This is a genomic window from Streptomyces sp. NBC_01431, assembly GCF_036231355.1.
Taxonomy (GTDB): domain Bacteria; phylum Actinomycetota; class Actinomycetes; order Streptomycetales; family Streptomycetaceae; genus Streptomyces.
On the sequence record NZ_CP109496.1, the window covers coordinates 66,910 to 81,953 of the forward strand.

At 67.1% G+C, this 15,044-nt stretch carries 14 protein-coding genes and 2 pseudogenes; 13 read left to right on the top strand and 3 right to left on the bottom strand.

Annotated features, from left to right (window positions below; all coding sequences use genetic code 11):
* Nucleotides 1-25: 25 nt before the first annotated feature.
* The gene (locus OG522_RS00400) at nt 26-220 is read right to left on the bottom strand and encodes a hypothetical protein (protein WP_329460906.1); all 195 of its coding nucleotides are present in this window, start codon (nt 218-220) and stop codon (nt 26-28) included.
* A gap of 767 nt (nt 221-987) precedes the next feature.
* Here OG522_RS00400 and OG522_RS00405 point away from each other — a divergent pair.
* The 6 genes from OG522_RS00405 to OG522_RS00430 all read left to right on the top strand — a co-directional run bounded on the left by OG522_RS00405 (nt 988) and on the right by OG522_RS00430 (nt 5,351).
* Nucleotides 988-1,200, top strand: coding sequence for a DUF4287 domain-containing protein (locus OG522_RS00405; protein ID WP_329460907.1), 213 nt, complete (start codon nt 988-990; stop codon nt 1,198-1,200).
* A 363-nt stretch (nt 1,201-1,563) separates the two neighbouring features.
* Nucleotides 1,564-1,899 carry a hypothetical protein gene (locus OG522_RS00410; protein WP_329460908.1) on the top strand — a complete coding sequence of 112 codons (336 nt, stop codon included), beginning with the start codon at nt 1,564-1,566 and terminating at the stop codon, nt 1,897-1,899.
* A gap of 21 nt (nt 1,900-1,920) precedes the next feature.
* On the top strand, nt 1,921-2,232 hold the full coding sequence (locus tag OG522_RS00415) for a pore-forming ESAT-6 family protein (protein ID WP_329460909.1): 312 nt from the start codon (nt 1,921-1,923) through the stop codon (nt 2,230-2,232).
* The gene (locus OG522_RS00420) at nt 2,171-2,704 is read left to right on the top strand and encodes a DUF6507 family protein (RefSeq protein ID WP_329460910.1); all 534 of its coding nucleotides are present in this window, start codon (nt 2,171-2,173) and stop codon (nt 2,702-2,704) included. The genes OG522_RS00415 and OG522_RS00420 overlap by 62 nt, the downstream gene beginning before the upstream one ends.
* Nucleotides 2,705-2,750: 46 nt before the next feature.
* Nucleotides 2,751-4,934 carry a hypothetical protein gene (locus tag OG522_RS00425; RefSeq protein WP_329460911.1) on the top strand — a complete coding sequence of 728 codons (2,184 nt, stop codon included), beginning with the start codon at nt 2,751-2,753 and terminating at the stop codon, nt 4,932-4,934.
* A gap of 21 nt (nt 4,935-4,955) precedes the next feature.
* Entirely contained in the window at nt 4,956-5,351 is a 396-nt protein-coding gene (locus OG522_RS00430; RefSeq protein WP_329460912.1) for a hypothetical protein, read from the top strand.
* A 286-nt stretch (nt 5,352-5,637) separates the two neighbouring features.
* Here the strand turns inward: OG522_RS00430 and OG522_RS00435 are convergent.
* Nucleotides 5,638-6,440, bottom strand: a pseudogene (locus OG522_RS00435) (transposase family protein).
* A gap of 408 nt (nt 6,441-6,848) precedes the next feature.
* Here OG522_RS00435 and OG522_RS00440 point away from each other — a divergent pair.
* The 7 genes and pseudogenes from OG522_RS00440 to OG522_RS00470 all read left to right on the top strand — a co-directional run bounded on the left by OG522_RS00440 (nt 6,849) and on the right by OG522_RS00470 (nt 12,766).
* The gene (locus OG522_RS00440; protein ID WP_329460913.1) at nt 6,849-8,120 is read left to right on the top strand and encodes an outer membrane protein assembly factor BamB family protein; all 1,272 of its coding nucleotides are present in this window, start codon (nt 6,849-6,851) and stop codon (nt 8,118-8,120) included.
* A 451-nt stretch (nt 8,121-8,571) separates the two neighbouring features.
* Nucleotides 8,572-8,823 (top strand): S1 RNA-binding domain-containing protein, encoded by a 252-nt coding sequence (locus OG522_RS00445; protein ID WP_329467421.1) that lies wholly within the window; start codon nt 8,572-8,574, stop codon nt 8,821-8,823.
* A 22-nt stretch (nt 8,824-8,845) separates the two neighbouring features.
* Nucleotides 8,846-9,403: a hypothetical protein gene (locus OG522_RS00450; protein ID WP_329460914.1), complete on the top strand. Its 558-nt coding sequence runs from the start codon at nt 8,846-8,848 to the stop codon at nt 9,401-9,403.
* Entirely contained in the window at nt 9,393-9,893 is a 501-nt protein-coding gene (locus OG522_RS00455; RefSeq protein ID WP_329460915.1) for a hypothetical protein, read from the top strand. The genes OG522_RS00450 and OG522_RS00455 overlap by 11 nt, the downstream gene beginning before the upstream one ends.
* Before the next feature lie 705 nt (nt 9,894-10,598).
* A pseudogene (locus tag OG522_RS00460) lies at nt 10,599-10,754 on the top strand (transposase family protein); the annotation flags it as partial.
* A gap of 208 nt (nt 10,755-10,962) precedes the next feature.
* Nucleotides 10,963-11,418 (top strand): hypothetical protein, encoded by a 456-nt coding sequence (locus tag OG522_RS00465; protein ID WP_329467882.1) that lies wholly within the window; start codon nt 10,963-10,965, stop codon nt 11,416-11,418.
* 700 nt (nt 11,419-12,118) lie between these two features.
* On the top strand, nt 12,119-12,766 hold the full coding sequence (locus tag OG522_RS00470) for a hypothetical protein (RefSeq protein WP_329460916.1): 648 nt from the start codon (nt 12,119-12,121) through the stop codon (nt 12,764-12,766).
* Between the two features lie 1,018 nt (nt 12,767-13,784).
* Here the strand turns inward: OG522_RS00470 and OG522_RS00475 are convergent.
* Nucleotides 13,785-15,032, bottom strand: a complete 1,248-nt coding sequence (locus OG522_RS00475) for a tetratricopeptide repeat protein (protein ID WP_329460917.1) — start codon at nt 15,030-15,032, stop codon at nt 13,785-13,787.
* Between the last annotated feature and the right edge of the window lie 12 nt (nt 15,033-15,044).

Genomic DNA, 15,044 nt, shown 5'->3' on the forward strand with positions numbered 1-15,044 from the left:
AGGGCGTCGTCACGGGGCGCCCTCCTCATCCGGTACCGGCGTCACACGACGCCCCGAGGCCGGGTGTGTTGTGCGCGCGCACCGCGGTAAGGACCTGCTGCACCGTCAGCCCCAGGGCCGGCGCGGCGGTCGCGATCGCCGCGGCCTGCCCAAGCGCGGCCATCACCACACCCCAGGCGAACACCGTGGCAGCAATGATCACGAGTTGCTTGCGTTCCATGCAGACGTCCCTTTGCGTGAGTCGGCCTCTGGCCCGCGGCCCATCCGGACAGCCGCGGGTCCCCAGCAGACGGGTGCCATGCCGACCACCAGGGAGGGCAACCAGCATGACCACAAAGGGACTTGTCACACCATGCGATCAAGGAATCACGGAACAATGACAGTCGCAGGCGCCCACAGGACTAACACGGATGGGCAACCAGGGGACAGAAACGCGCTCCCCCGCACGCCCCCGAGTGGAAGTTCCCGGTTTTCCTTGCAATCCCACCGCCCAGCCCCATCAATGGGAAGCAGACGCCATCGGTGTCGGCCTTCCATCCGGAAGGGCCCGCCCCCGTGCCGCAACACCCTGGGGGGCGAGCAACAGGCTCTCGCCTGACCGCTGTTGGAGGTCAGGCGAGAGCGAAGGCGCCCCGCAAGAACGCCCCTCAAACGGTAGCCCCCATGCCTCTGGATCGTGTGCGGCACCGAGAGCGCGACGGTTCTGGACGCCGGATACGACGTTCCCTGTATCACCCGCCGTAGGAGGAAGAGCCCCCGTCGCACCGCGTGGCGGCAGACTTGACGGCCTGGGCGCCTCACCACCGGCAACACCGCCTACGCACGGGCAGGGCCCGGGCAGGGACGCGGGCCGAGGCGCCGACGTACGGAGCGAAGATGCGCGGTGCGAGCGGCGGCTCAACCTCAGGACGGTGACGCGGTCGAAGGCGGCTACTCTCACCGCCTTGGGTAGGCGGCGTTGTCAGTGGTGGGTGCCAGACTGCAGCCATGATTGACACCGTGAAGGGCCCCGCCAGCTATTTTCCGTCGATCGAAAAGAAGCACGGCCGGTCGATAGCCGAGTGGAAGGACCTCATCCATACTTCGCCGTTGACGAAGAACATGGAGCTGGTCGGCTGGCTCAAGACCGAACACGGCCTGGGGCACGGCCACGCCAACGCCCTCGTCGCCCACACCCTCGCAGAGACCGGCGGTAAGTAGAAGCCCGGGGGGCCAGACCTGCCGTCAACGCCGGACCCAGATCAGTATTCGGCGCGGTGGAGTACGGCCTGAGAGGCGATGGCCGGTTTGTCGGGGCGCAGGGCGAGGCAGCGCCTGCCGCTTCAGCTGCTGGAAGATCGGCGCGTCATGGAAGTGGTGGTCACGACCACCACCGGCCATGGGCGCCACGTTCGCGAGCTGAGCAGGGACGTGGCTCAACTTCGCGGCCTTGGCTCGGAACCGCGTTGCGTCTGCAACGCCAGTTCGATAGAAATTGACCTTCTCCTGTGGGGCGTGCGAGGTGCAGGGGGCAGCTCGTGGAAGCCCAGGCCGCTGGAATTGACTATGTGCGGGGGTGTGTGCGTGAAGTTCGACATGGGGTCCACAACTCTTTCGGACCTGGGGAAGAGCACCGATGGGTCGAGCAGCGATCTCGGGGCGCTGATCCGGCAGTTGATCGCTGCGGCGGATCCGCTGGAGGGGAAGTTCAACGGCGCGGGGAAGTCCGCGTTCGACACGTTCAAGGCGCATGCGGACGAGATCACAGGCGACTTGAACGGGTCTCTTCAGGACATTCTGGGCGGTCAGTCCGGGATGGACTCCGCGTTCGGGACCGGTGATCACGAGCAGGAGTCCAACGCGCACCAGAACATGTCGTCGGCGAACTTCGACGCCGCCCGCTTCGGCGCGCGCCACTAACCAACGGGGGGACTGAAAACCATGGGTCAGAACCAGGATCGGCGTAGTTACGACACCGGCGCTTCGACCGAGGTCCAGGGTGGTCTCGCGGGGATCATCGGGCACCTGGAGCGCGTTCTCAACGACCGTGACCGCGCGGTGAAGGCCGCGATGGCCGAGTTCACCGCCGACGGTGTTTCGGATGAGTACCACGGCAAGGAACTGCGCTGGAACAAGGCCGCAAACGAGGTCCGCGACATCATCCGCCTCGTGCGCGGGACGCTGGAGCTCAATGACGGCACGGCGCATTCGACGCTGTCGAAGGCGAAGGCCGCCGTCGACGCGATCGGCTGAGGCGGCACCGGCGTATGGACAGATAGAACGGGCCTATCGGGGCGCGGGGGTTGGGACAACGGGGAGCGGGGAGTTTGCGGTGACGGGGTGGGACGTGAGTCCGTCCGGCGTTCAGGGTGCGCTGAAGAAGGCGGCGGTGTCTGCTGGGGAGTTGTCGACGGCGGGGACGAATCTGGGTGACACGTTGCCGCGGACGGCGACGGCTGCGGGCACGGTGGCGTCCGGGTATACCGGTCCGGCGTTGGCGACTGGTCCGGTGGGTGCGGCGCTGGGTGAGTTCATGCAGCACTGGCAGAAGGATCTGCGCTACGTCGTGGAGCGTACGGGCAAGTCGTTGACCGGGGCGGCGGAGGCGACCAACGAGTACGTCAAGGGTGACCTGACGATGGCCGCGCAGGCCCAGCACGCGGCAGTCCAGGAGCCGATACCCGCTCCGCCGGGGTTCTCGGGGAGGAGGCCCGGCGGTGAGTGAGCCCGAATCGATTGTGCCCTCGGGTATCCCGCAGTTCACCGGCGACTTGGACAGCCTCGACCATGACACGGCACTCCTGACCACGGAGGCTGGGGCGTTTCGTGATGCCGGGGCGGGTATCCACTCCAACTTCCAGGGTGTGGCGGCGTTCTACAAGGCGCCGGAGGCGGAGCAGTTGTTCGCCACGACCGCGCCGGTGGCCGCGAAGACCGCCACGTTCGCGGACAACCTGGAGAAGGTGTCCGGAGCTTTGAGTGCCTACAGCCAGGAGGTGCGGCCGCTGGCGAAGAAGCTCGAAGACCTGCAACGCCAGGCGTTCGCGTTCACCGCGAGCATCCAGGGTGATGACCACTGGCAGCGTGACGAGAAGAAGCGGGACCGCAACGACGGCCTGAAGAACGAGGTCCAGGCCACGTTGCAGGCGTTCTACGAGGCGGAGATCGCCTGCCACAACAAGATCACCGCGCTGGTCGGCGGGACCACCCTGGTCCTGGGTAGCTACGGCGAGCAGAAGATCGTGCGCATGGGCACGGTGGAGTACGGGGCCAGGGCGGAAGACCTGAGCCACATGGACAAGCTGCCCTGGGGCAACTACGCGGAACCCGAGTACACCGGTGTCAACTGGCTGTGGCACCAGGGCAAGAGCCTGGTGTGGGACGGCTTCATCGTCGACGGCATCTGGGGCACCGTCACCGGCATCGACATCCTGCTCGGCTGCGATGGCTGGGACGCGGCCGGCGAGGCCTGGAAGGGCCTGGCCAAGGTCGCCACCGGCCTGGCCATCATGATCACCCCGGGCGCCAACGGCATGTTCATGGCCGCCCCCGACAGCATGATGCCGAAATGGTTCCGCGAGTCACGCACCGCGCTCAAAGAGACCGGCAAAGCCCTGATCGCCTACGACGAATGGGGCAAGAACCCGGCCCGCGCCGCGGGCGGAGTCACCTTCAACGTGCTGACCACCATCTTCACCGGCGGCGCCGGCGCCGCGGCCAAGGGCGGCGCGATAGCCAAGACCATCTCCGTCCTGGGCAAAGTCGGACGCGCCGTCGACCCCATGACCTACGTCTTCAAGGCAGGCAAATTCGGCGTCGTCAAGGTCGCCGATGTGTTCAAGGGCCTCAAGGGCCTGTCCATAGGCCCACTCGCGGACACCGCCCACCTCCCCCACGTCACCGACACCTACGCCGAATGGTCCGACGGCACCAAGCTCTCCTTCAAGGATGGCGAGTACACCGTCACGCGCCCCGACGGCACCAAGGTCGCGGCCCACATCGAACTCTCCGCCGACCAGATCGCCCAGCTCAATAGCCCCCTGCCGCACGTGGCAGAGACCTCCCTACCCGGGACCAAATCACCCGTGCTCGTTGCCGCGGGTGACCGGGCCGGTCATGGAACGCTGGACAACACCACCCGCGACTCGGTCCCGGGCCCCACCGCAGCGCATGGGCCACCCGGGGATGGCCGTACGCACAACACGCTGTCCACGGGCGCCCGCGCCGTGGACCATCCGACCGGTGGCGGCACCAGTCCGCACGCCCCCTCTGGTCACGGTTCCGGTCACAGTGGCGACGTCGGCAGTGGGGGCGGCGAAGGACACACTGGCGAACACGGCAACCATGGCAGTGCCGATCACTCCGCCAGTAAGGACACCGATCACGGGGCGGCGGAGCCCGCGCCGGATCCCGCACACACCATGCGGTCGGACTATGTCCCGCCGGACGCGCCGGAATCCAAGCTGCCTGCTCCACCCAAGGAGCACGGTGACGTCGTGCTGGCGACTGGTGACCACGTCTACCAGCAGCCGCACCTGACTACAATCGGCTACGACAGCATGACTCAATTGAACCGGGAATTCACGGCACGGCTAGACGGCTACCACGACGTGATCGTTCACGGCAATGACAAGGGATTCTTCATGCCCGGCAGGAAGAATGCCGCTGGAGTCGATTTCCCGCCCGGCGAGGTGCACCCCTCCCACATAGTCGAGGCCATCAGGAACAATCCCAGCTACAATGGTGGGCCCATCAGGCTCATCTCTTGCCATACGGGACGGATTCGGGACGGCATAACAGATATCCCTGCGGCGCAGCAGCTGGCGAACGAACTGGGTGTTCCGGTCATGGCTCCGACGGACGAAGTGGGAATCTACCCCTCACGACCAAAGGGCCAATCACCGGAGGTACAAAATGGTGGATACTGGAGGATCTTCCTCCCCATCGCCAAGTAGTCCTTGAAAGGAAGTGTCAAGGTGAAGGTTCTCGGCTTCTACAGCGAGCTTTGGCCGTCGAGCCCGGATGCCACCAGCAGCATCCGCTCGTTCATGGCGGATGCGCCGCAGCCGAACGAGAGCGAAATCGCCTCTTATCTCCGCGGCGGGCATATGCTCTTCGCCTCCATGGGCGTCGTCGACGACGTGCTCGGGTCGGGCGAAAACATCATGGGTGGCGGTTCGATGTTCACGGACGGAGAGTGGGTCTGGCGCGGTGACCTCTGGTTCTACGTTTCCAGGCACCATGCCGTGCTTCCGGAAGAATTTCGGGCCAGGGCCGAGTCTTTGGGATACGTAGTTCCCGCTGTCGAGCAGGAGCATCTCATGGCCCTTACGGACGAGCTCCAGGCTCTCCGGTCCGGTAATCGGAAATAGGCCCGATGGTCGATACCTCCTTTTATCATGGTTCCGCACCGCGCTCGCCAATACGCCCAAAAAGAATGCGGGGCACCGCCCCTCGGCCGACCCTGCAGGCAAGCATTCGATCGGAACAATCCCCGAAATGAGCTCCCAGGATGTCTCCCACAACCTGCCGGCCCACGCGCCACGGGCATCGGTTCAGGCTGCCCGCGCCGACCCGGAGGCATTCGAGGACCTGATGCTCCAGGTCCTCGAAACCGGGGGCTTGCCTACGGACAACATCATTGAGCTCTTTCCAACCTCACGCTGATGCGTGGTGTAGGACGAGGAGGGCCTTCACGACGTTGGTGATGTGGTTGGTGCTGCAGCGGAGTTCCGCGGGAGGGGCCAGGCTTTGCGGGTGGCCATGGGCTACTCGCCGAGGCAGCGGATCTTGGCGTGGGTAGTGTTGTGGTGGCGCTTCCATCGCTTGGGGCTGCAGCCCCGGAACGGGACCCGGACGGGTCCGCCGGCGCCTTGGTATGGCTTGTCCGCCCAGCATTTGAGGTCCGCGTCAGCGAAGGCGTCGATGAAGCCGTGGTGTCGGGCGTCGGTCAGGTCGTGGGTCGAGCCGGGCAGTGTCGGCGAGGCCCGGAGCAGCCGTCCGAACCGGTCGGTGAGGACCTGGACGTTCATGCCGTGGCGCTTGTGTTTCCCGGAGTAGTACGGGGGTGTCGGCGGCGATGTCCCCCAGCCTCCGGCCGGGAGGTGCCCCCAGCCGAGGGGAAGCAGGGTGCCGTCGAGGATGACGAACGCCTTCGCCCGGATCACCTTCATCGCCTCGGCCAAGGACGGCGCGAGGATGGCCGGGATATCGACGGCCTCGCGTATGTAGCGGAACGGGGTCTCCCCTACTCGAACGGAGTTGAGAGCTTTGGGAAGCTCGCGATCCCGATGCCGAACCCGGCAGCGAGCTGGGCGTAGGTGTCTGCGCACCGCCAGGTGGGCCAGGTCGAGCAGAGCCTGCCGTGCGGCGGGCAGGCGCCGCCACCGCATCCCGATCTCCTTCCGCCTGGCTGCCAGTTGTCCGGTCAGGAACCGCAGGGTGCGGGCAGACAGATCGATCGACGACGGTAGACAAGCACGCGAAGCTCCGTAAGTTGTTGGATGGCCCGGGAGGGCCGGGTGTGGCTTACGCGAAGCTGTCTTCAGTGGCTCGCCGGGAAACGAGGGGCGCTGGTGAAGAGCGTACAAGCCGGCCGGATCGCAAGTGCCCCAACACTCAGGTCGGCCCAGGGTCGATCTCTCAGGGTGAATGAAGAGAGAATTGTTGCTGCCGAGTGGACATGGGAAGGTGTGGGAGCGCTGCGTGGACTCCCTCACTGACCTACTCACCCAGCAGTGGAGCCCGCACAGGAGTGTCGGGCGTATAGACCAGTGGACAGCCCCAACTGGGCTGGATTCCGTGACCAGTTGCACAACCGAATTTGTCCGGTTCGAAACGATCTTGAATGTGAAGACGGGGGACGACTGATGCGACGTGCCTGGGGCGGGCGCAGTGTGGTCCGTATGGCGGTGTGCGCGGTGGCTGCCGGGGTGACGCTGTCGGCGTGCACGGGTGGCGGGCCCGGCACCGCGGACAAAGACAGCCCCCGCAAGGCGTTCGACCCACCGGTGCGCTTCGGATCGGCTTCGGGTGTCGAGGCGGCGCTGTCGGCGGCGCGGCAGCCGAGCACTTCGAGTGGGGATGCGGCGCGGCCGGCGGTGTCGCTGGCGGAGGGTGTCGCCTACGTGGCCGGGGAGGACGGTCTGGAGGCTGTCGACACGGCCACGGGCAGCTCCCGATGGAAGGTGGGGACCACCAATCCGGTGGAACAGGGCGGGTTCGGTACTCCCAGGGCTGCTCCCCTGGTCGTAGCTGGTCAGAGTGGGGCGACCGTATTTGCCGCGTACGACAGGACGATTGCGGTTCAGGGCACGGCCCTTGCCCGCGCGGTCATCGAGGTCCTCGCGGTGGATGCGCGATCGGGCAAAGCGGTGTGGCACGGCGAGTTCATGCCCGCACCATCGGCCCGCTTCGAGGGCAGAGGCCTGGCGGCGGACGGCAACGTGGCACCCCAGGTGATCGCAGCTGACACCAGCGCGGTGGTCGTGACCGCTGCTGAGACGACGTACGCGCTGGACCGGTCGACCGGTGCGCTGCGATGGAAGCAGAGGGACTTCCGGGCCGTCAGCGTGTCCGATGGCGTGGTCGCGGGAGGGGAGTCGTCCGGCTACGAGCACGGGCAGCTCGCCGGATTCGCACTCGACAGCGGCCAACGCCGCTGGACCGCAGTGAACACCGCCAGCCGTGTCGGGGCTTCCGCGGCCGGCCGGGGGCTGCTGGCAGGCAATGACCGGGAGACGCTGGTGCTGGTCGATGCCCGCACCGGGGCAGAGCGAGCCCGGTACGCCGACGGCGGGCACAAGCACGTACACCCATGGCGCTGTCTGTGGGATACCCAGTCCCTCGTGCTGTGCCGGGATCAACTCGGCGGGCAGGTCAACGCGCTGGTCGTCTTCGACACGTCGACCGTGAGGAAGGTGTGGGCGCTGCCGGATGCATCGGGGCGAATCGTTCCGGAAGTGACTGCGGTGTGGCACGGAGCGGTCTACGGCAGAACCGGAAACGGCCCCGTCGTCCTGGACGGCCGCACCGGCAAGGACCGCGACACCAGGCCAGGGGCGGCCCCGTTCGAAGTCGACCAGTACGCCGGCCTCGCGGGGAACAACGGATCGGCCATCGCCCTCCCGGCCTCCGCCTGATCCCTGTCGGGACCGAGCCTCAGTTTTTTCACGTCGGCCAGAACCCGCCCACCCCCGACCTACTGGCTTGTGTTTTTAACCTCGGCCTCGGTCAGCTACTGGCTGATCGAGGCAGCTAAAAGGGACCGCACAAGAGCCAGCTCTTAACCTTCATGCGACACACCGAGATCGTGACGCATAGCGGTTCTCATAGTTCGCAGCATGTCCCAGACCTCGTACTGGGCCTGAGCCGCGGTCTCCATCGTTTCGCCTGGTCCGGGGCGCCACGTTCGAGGCGCTTGACCTGGCCGTAGGCCTTGTTCAGGGCTTTGTTGACGGCACTCGCTGTCATGAGTACTTCTTCGGGGGCGATCATCTGTGCTTCGGAGTACCGATCACGGTGCGCATTCTTCGCCTCGTCGAGTGCGTCCCTGTCGGCGTCCTCCACGCTGTGTTTCTTCATGATGTGCAGGTGGCGGTTGAGCGCGGTGGTGAACTGTCGGGCATCCCGGCGTTCGGCGTCTTCGTCCGCATCGAAGACCGAGAGGACGGCTTCGAAGGGCTCGTGCACACCAGCGAGCTGGATGAATCGACCCCAGTCGTCATCGCGGTCGGCGACGCCCTTACCGTGAAGATCATTGATGTCGATCTCGCCCGGCGTCGCATCGCGTTGTCGCAGACGCAGGCCGGAACACCCCGCGAAGAGGGAGATCGCCATTCCTGACGAAACAGTTGCCCACACGTCCATGGACGACACCCTCGGGCCCGCCTGGTGGAGAGAGGACTCTGAGCGCTGGGACCTCCTGCAGTTCGAAGCAGCCCACGATGCTGCTGGCCTGCCACTTGACCAGTGGTGGAAGGACCGCAGCGACGTCCTGGACGCGCTCATCCTCACCCCGGGACCGGTCGACCACGACTTCGCCCGCTTCCTACTGGAGCAGGAGACACGGTTCCACCGCCACTGCTGGGGCTTCAGCCACACGATCGAGACCGCCGCGCTCCTGCTCGCCGAGCACCGTCGGCCCGATGACATCTGGCACCTGTGGCAGGCCATCACCACCAGCTTCGACACCTGGTGCGGCCTGCCCCACCAGCTGCTGCTCGCGCAGGGAGGAACGACCCGCACGATTGCCTACGTCGCCGGCTCCGGCCACGAACAAGGGGACAATCTGCTGGGGCGCCTCCAGGGGCTAGCACAGGCGACGGACGACGACGTCACCGCACTCATCGCCGAACGCCGCCGGTACTACACCGACACCCTCCCCGAACTCGATGACGCGCAGGAGCACGAGGATGACCGCTGAAGAGCCGCTCTCCAACACCCCCGTGCCGTCACCACACGATGTTGCTGCCCGGTTCGTGCTCGGCCGGGTGTCCGCGCGGACACCGTGGTGGGCGGCGCAGTGGCTGACCGACGGCCGCGACAGCGAAGCCCTCCGCGAGATGGCCGGACTCAACGGCCGTGATACCCGGGCCCTGGCTGACCTGCTGCCCACGGTTCTGGCCGAGATGGGCGTCGACCCCCTTCCGGGCACCCTCGAAGCCGTAACGATGGTCTTCCGGAACATCGCCGCAGACTGCCTGACCGGTCGCCTCGATGAGCGCGCAGTCGTACAGCAGGTCGAGGAGATCGTCATCAGCCACGACTACGCCTCCGAGATCATCGACCTCCCGCTCGGCCTGCTGTACGGCCTCGACGACGAGTGGCAGGGCGGATGGGGCGCCACCGTGGAGCAACTGCGCGCGACAGTCCGCGCTCGATGCACGGACCAACTGGCCCAGTCTCCGACGTAGTTGACGCCCGCTGCGATAACGCAGCAGGTCAGGCCGTGATCGACCTCCGCGCGAAATCCTGTGCTGGATCAGTCGACCCCGTCAACAAGCAGGTCGCGACGTTGCCCCGACTACGTAGAGCTACTTGTCACTTCGCGGCAGCTTCGGGAGTACAGGGCCTCGAAGCCCGCGAGTTCGCAGAAACTGAAGGTTCTTCGGCACGAACCCGAGGCGGATTGACCTGATTCTGCGGGATGAACCCGTGGGCTCGTGGTCAACTCGCTGGGCCGGTCTCGGCGGCCACCACCAAGTCGACACTGAGCGGGCTGAAGTCGGCGACGACCGGGGTCCAGTCGTTGGCGTACGCCGCCGGCCACGCAGTCGTGATGAGTGCGTCCGGCGAGGTTAGGTGCGAACAAATCCGGCTGGGTCGGCCAGGTAGCGGTTGAGGTCCGGGTCTTCGTGGAGTGCGTAGAACTCGTCGTGAATCTGCCAGGCCGGGCCGAGTTCGGTGCGAAGGCGACCGATCGCTTGGCGTACCGCCTCGTTGAAGTCGTGGCACTCCGCTGCACGCCACGGCCCGAACCCCTACCCGACCACAGGGCGACATACCGCTCGACCGCACCGCCAACATCGAACGCGTACTCCGAGGTCGACCGGGAGACCCCGATCCCGGTCGCGATCGAGACCTCCCTCAGTCTGTTGGTCACGGTGCTGCGGGCAGGCAAGGACCGGGCCCTGTGCGCCGCCGCCTACCGGCGCACAAACCTGACCATGCAGCAGCTCGCCCCACTGTTCGGTGTCCCGAAGTCCGCTACCGACCGCATCATCGACCACCTCGGGCCGAAGCTCGCGCTCCAGCCCCGAAAGAAGTTCACCAAGGGGTCGCAATACGGAGAGCGAGGCCGGGCTTGCGCCGCTCAACCACGGAACGTCGGGCGACCGCCGCGCCGAAGAGTTTGGCCCTCTGCCGGAAGGAGTTCAGGGCGCGATCATCTCACCTTCTCGCGTCATGTGAAATATCACACCGCACAAGGCGAGTTGATGGCCCATCACGCATCGACGAAAACACCAAGGAGAGCACGTCCCCATGAACCGCTTAGCCCTTCTCGCGGTCGGCGTTGCCGGCCTGACTGTTCTGGCCGCCGGCCCCGCCGCCGCGACCCCCGCGGCCGCCGCCGACCAGACCGTGACCACCTGCGGCAACTCGGGCCTCCAGGCAGGCCTGCTCACCCGGCTGTGCGCGGAGGTCACCGGTAACGCGGTGCAGTTCTATGGCAGGGTCAGCCTCGCCGGGCCGCCCTCTCCCGGCAGCCCGACGCCGGCCACAAAGCAGCTGTCCACCACACTGTCCGCCGAGGTCGTGGGCGCCGGCGCCCCGCCCCTCACGCAGGGCAAGCCTGTCGTCTTCACCACCACGACGCTCGAGGTGCGCGGCCCGGCGAGCCCGGTCCCCTGTGGCTCCACGGTCCGCGGCACGTTCGGCGTGGCCTCCTTCCCCTGGACACCCCACCCGGTCGTGCACGAGGTCACCCTCACCTGCTAACGCCCAGCCCCCGGCGACTCGCCCAAGCGGGTCGCCGACGCGGCCCCGCGGACGGGGTGGACGTGGACCATGTGCGTCCGTTGCCCCTCAGTGGCGAGGACGTCGACAGGAGCGGCCAGATACCGGGCCACGACTGCCACGGTCTGAAGACGCGGTCGTCCGCACCCCCCGCAATCCCCTTAAGCGCGGACAGGGGCTCGGGTGGGTGAGCTAGTGCGGCCAGATGACCTCTTGCCAGTGGCGCCCGAGGAAGTGAGCTACGGGGATGCGGCAACGCACCCCCGCCAGAGAGGAGTAGACGCAGGGGCTAGCGACGGCTTGACCAGCGGAGACGAGACGACACCCTGACAGCAACGGCCACTCCCAACACTACGGGCGGCGCGGGCATGCAGGCCATCCGTGCCCGTCAGTCACTCAAGATGCGCAAGGGGGCGCGCAATGTCACGATGAGACGCGAAATCGGCAGGAGAGGGCAGGCGTATTTTCCGCCAAGCCAGCCGCGTGCCTCGGAGTGTTCGCATGCGGTGTGAGGGGTCATACCGAGTGACCGCCGCCTGCCGGATGAGACAAGCGCGAGTTGTCGTTCGAGACCGAGCGCAAGGGCCGTACCCAACACAAGCCCAGCGAGGACCCCAATCTTTGGCAGGGGCATTCTCAAGCGGCGCTCGAGCGCATCAGTCCATGAAAGGAAGTGGGAACCATGGCGAGCATCCCCGAGCGTCGTCGCAGGGTCAGCGCTGCCGCTGCCATTCTGGTGGCAGTCGCGGGTGGCATCGCCCTTCCGGGTGTCACCACCGCGGCGGCGAGAACGCCTCAAGCAACGGATACGTGCAAGTCGGGGTACGTGTGGCGCGAGACGACAGCCAGCGACCACGTTTGCGTCACCCCCGGCACCCGCGCCCAGGTGCAGGACGACAACGCCCACGCCACAAGCCGTCGAGTCAGCGCCAACGACCCCAAGTGCAAGTCGGGGTACGTGTGGCGGGAGGCGACAGCCAGTGACCTGGTCTGCGTAACTCCCGGCACCCGCACCCAAACCAAGGACGACAACGCCCACGCCGCAAGCCGAGTGGCGAGCTCTACGCCCGCAGGCACTTGCAAGTCGGGGTACGTGTGGCGCGAGACGACAGCCAGCGACCACGTTTGCGTCACCCCCGGCACCCGCGCCCAGGTGCAGGACGACAACGCCCACGCCACAAGCCGTCGAGTCAGCGCCAACGACCCCAAGTGCAAGTCGGGGTACGTGTGGCGGGAGGCGACAGCCAGTGACCTGGTCTGCGTAACTCCCGGCACCCGCACCCAAACCAAGGACGACAACGCCCACGCCGCAAGCCGAGTGGCGAGCTAGGTTGCAGGTTCGAATCCCCGCCGAGTGCAAACAGACAAGAGGCCCCGGAGAGATCCGGAGCCTCTTGTGTTTCCCGGCGGGCGGAGGAGGCCGTGCTCGCAAGCCCGGTGGGAGGCTGCTCCTCTTCGTGAGTGAGGGCCCGGGGCGACGCGCCACCGTGCGACACCGCCGGGCCCTCGTTGGGCCCTCGTTGGGCCCTCCGAGGAGGCCCAAGCCCGTCGGGCGAGAACCGGACCGTGTGTACCGATTCAACATGGCCGCCCACCGGATATCCAGCCCTGGCACGATCGTTGGTGGCGTGTCCAGGCACCCTCGTGACGTACAGCGCCTTTTGGATCCACGCCCGTAGCTGAAGGTACGCACACCTTCGTCGGCGGAGCGGGTGGCCGACCGTCTGCGTCGCCGTCACCACCTCGGGTTGGGGCAACAGGGCTTCCACAGGAGGGAGTTCGGGCAGTGTCATCACCATGGCCGACGACACAGGCAAGATCGAGGCGGACGAGTACGACCCGAACCGCAAGCTGTCGCCGCAGGAGCACCGCCCACCTGGTGGAGAGGATCTACCAGGTGGTGCGGCTGGCCGGGCTTCCCCTCGCAATGGGAACCGGCGACGCCGGGGTCTACCTGGAACGGGAAGACCCGATCTCCGGCCCGATTAGCTATGTGGTGATCAGCTGGCACACCACGGACCGGCTGTTCGACACCTCCGAGGAAACACCAGGCCCCCGCGCCCACGCCGCGGACAAACTATTGTCCGCGGCTTGCCCGGCGATCGAGGACGCACTCGAGAAGATCCTGGCCGCCGGCGGGCTGGTAGTCGCCAAACACCCCGAGACCCACTCCCTCGCCGTATGGGCCGCCCCGGCGACTTCCCACTCCCGTAGGACACCGTTCCTGACATGCCAAAAGGCCGTGGGTTCGAGTTTTCCGAAGGGGGCCCGTAGCCGAACTCGCGGGTGGTGCGTCCAGAACGGTACCGGAGCGGGCTCGGGTTCGTCCGGGCCCGCCGAACCGAGGGTTAGGCCGGGTGGTCGCGCAGCCGGTCGAGGCGCTCGGTGGCCGAGCGGACCAGGGGGTGGCCGGGGCCGTACGCCCGTCGGTAGCCGTCGAGGCAGGCCCGCAGCAGTCGAGCGGCCTCCTGTCGTTCCCCGGTGTCGGTCAGGACGTTGGCCAGGTTGTCACGGGCCCTGAGGGTGTCGGGGTGGGTCTCACCGTGCAGCCGTGAGGTGCGGGTCTCGACCTCGCGCAGCACGGCCGCGGCGTCCGAGTAGCGGCCCATGCCGTGCAGCACGGCAGCGAAGTTGTTGTGGACGGCGAGTGTGTCGTCGTGATCCGGGCCCTTGGCGCGCTCAAGCTCGAGCAGAACCGCGCGCAGCACCTCCATGGCCTCCTGGAGGCGGCCCAGGCGGCACAGGGCCGCGCCGAGGTTGCCCCTGGCTTCGAGCAGGATGTCGTCGTCGCGTTCCCCGCGCTGCTCCGACCTGCCGATCAGGTCTCTCAGTTCCCGTTCGGCCTCCTCGAACCGGCCCGCGTGGATCAGGGAGATCGCGTGGCCGTTGGCGGCGGACAGGGTGTCCGGGTGGTCCGGCCCGAGGGCGCGCCTCCGGCGTTCCCACACGTCTCTGCGCAGGGCGGTGGCCTCCGGCACCCGCCGCAGGTCCTCCAGCACCTCGGCGAGCCTGATCGCGCTGCGCAGCGTATCGGGGTGGTCCTGGCCCAGTAGCTCGGCCCGGCTGTTCCACACGCTCCGCCATAGCTCCTCCGCCCTGCCGAGCTGTCCTGTCGTCCGGAGCAGTCCGGCGAGGTCATCGGCTGTCGTGAGGGTGTCCTCGTGCACATAGCCCAGCACCCGCGACTGCACCAGCAGCAGATCCGTCAGCCGTTCACGGGCCTCCTCGCGGCGCTCCTTCACGCGTGCGAGCACACGGGCGTAGTCACGGAAGGCGGCCAGCGTCTCGGGATGTTCCGGCCCGAGGCGCCCGAGCAGGGCGTTGGCCTTCATCTCGAAGTGCCGGTCCGCGGGGATCGGGACGCGGACGATCTCCTGTTCGGTCCCGTCCAGGCCCGTGAGTGTGGTGACCAACTCGGCCGCCGTCGGAAACTCGGACTCCGGACCGGGCCTGGGCTCGGGCTCGGCGTCGGGCCCGGCCTCGGGTTCGGGTTCGGACCTCGGTCCGGGCTCAAGGACGGCCCGGGGCTCGGGTTCCGGCTCGGGTCCGGCCGGGTCGCCGGGGGACCTCGAAGGGCCGATCCACCATCGGGCCATGTCGCATCAGCT

Bases quoted from the DNA above. Each gene is read 5' to 3' on its own strand.
- OG522_RS00440 (WP_329460913.1), top strand. From the start codon at position 6,849: ATGCGACGTGCCTGGGGCGGGCGCAGTGTGGTCCGTATGGCGGTGTGC.
- OG522_RS00415 (WP_329460909.1), top strand. From the start codon at position 1,921: ATGGGTCAGAACCAGGATCGGCGTAGTTACGACACCGGCGCTTCGACC.
- OG522_RS00405 (WP_329460907.1), top strand. From the start codon at position 988: ATGATTGACACCGTGAAGGGCCCCGCCAGCTATTTTCCGTCGATCGAA.
- OG522_RS00420 (WP_329460910.1), top strand. From the start codon at position 2,171: ATGACGGCACGGCGCATTCGACGCTGTCGAAGGCGAAGGCCGCCGTCG.
- OG522_RS00450 (WP_329460914.1), top strand. From the start codon at position 8,846: ATGGACGACACCCTCGGGCCCGCCTGGTGGAGAGAGGACTCTGAGCGC.
- OG522_RS00400 (WP_329460906.1), bottom strand. From the start codon at position 220: ATGGAACGCAAGCAACTCGTGATCATTGCTGCCACGGTGTTCGCCTGG.
- OG522_RS00455 (WP_329460915.1), top strand. From the start codon at position 9,393: ATGACCGCTGAAGAGCCGCTCTCCAACACCCCCGTGCCGTCACCACAC.
- OG522_RS00475 (WP_329460917.1), bottom strand. From the start codon at position 15,032: ATGGCCCGATGGTGGATCGGCCCTTCGAGGTCCCCCGGCGACCCGGCC.
- OG522_RS00465 (WP_329467882.1), top strand. From the start codon at position 10,963: ATGAACCGCTTAGCCCTTCTCGCGGTCGGCGTTGCCGGCCTGACTGTT.
- OG522_RS00470 (WP_329460916.1), top strand. From the start codon at position 12,119: ATGGCGAGCATCCCCGAGCGTCGTCGCAGGGTCAGCGCTGCCGCTGCC.